2 protein-coding genes are annotated in these 1107 nt (G+C 41.3%); both read right to left on the reverse strand.

Going from position 1 to position 1107, the window contains the following annotated elements; translation table 11 throughout:
- On the reverse strand, positions 1-675 hold a 675-nt coding region (locus HMPREF2619_RS07610), incomplete at its 3' end, for an FtsX-like permease family protein (protein ID WP_083279620.1).
- 1 nt (position 676) lies between these two features.
- Positions 677-1107 (reverse strand): ATP-binding cassette domain-containing protein (locus HMPREF2619_RS11625; protein WP_261673727.1); only part of this gene is annotated, 431 nt, incomplete at its 5' end.

Raw genomic sequence — 1107 nt, forward strand, 5'->3', positions numbered from 1 at the left:
TGAAACTGGATCTTTTACGCTTTGTGCTAGATAGTAGCCACTACCTAGTGCAATTAGCCCTAGTAAAGTTTGAAGGACTAAGAAACGTCCCTTCTTCTCCCCTTTTACTTTTTCACGAGATAGTTGCAGAGCATCCATACGGATGATACGTAGGGTATTTAGAAACACAAGGACTAAAAAGATAAGACCAAATACTAGAAGAATTGAAAGGGCTACGGACCATTGAAAGGTTGCGACTAGCTCTACCTTCATCTTTGCAAGTTTAAGCAATATAGCAAAGATGAGATTGTCAAAGAGGGCACCAATCCCAATCCCAGAAGTCACTGTTACTAAACCAAATATCAGGAGCTCCTTGAAGGTCATACCAATTAAATGGCGCTTTTCTAGTCCCAACATACCATAGACACCCAGTTCTTTTGAGCGATTTTTCATGACAAAACTGTTGGCATAAAGCACGATAATGGCAGATGCAAGTGTCACAACGACAAGCCCTAGTTGTAGGGTAAATTGAATAGCGGATGCACCACGCAAATCACCAATTTTAGGATTAAAGGCTACGGAATAAAAGAGATAGCTGATAGTGACTGCCAAAATGACAGACAAAGCAAACGGATAATAGAGTTTGCGGTTTTTAATTAAGTTGGATATGGCCAACTTATTGGTTAATCGAAACATACTAGTTCACCTCACTTGCCATAACAGTCAAGGTGTCAGAGATTTCTTGGAACATCTGACGATCTGTCTTATCTCCACGGTAGATTTGGTTGTAAAGAATGCCGTCTTTGATAAAGAGCACGCGCTTGGCCCTGCTAGCAGCTGCTGTTGAGTGGGTTACCATGAGAATAGTTTGTCCGCACTCATTGATTTCATCAAAAACATCAAGAAGTGCTGCAGATGACTTGGAATCAAGCGCTCCTGTTGGCTCGTCCGCAAGGAGAATTTCAGGTTCTGTAATGATGGCGCGTGCAACTGCAACCCGTTGTTTTTGTCCTCCAGAGATTTCATAAGGGTACTTCTCCTGCAATTGATTGATACCAAGATTTTCAGTCGTCACTACCAATTTTTTCATCATTTCTATAATAGGCTTTCTAGACAATACCAAAGGGA

This window comes from Streptococcus sp. HMSC074B11, from assembly GCF_001808705.1.
Classification (GTDB): domain Bacteria; phylum Bacillota; class Bacilli; order Lactobacillales; family Streptococcaceae; genus Streptococcus.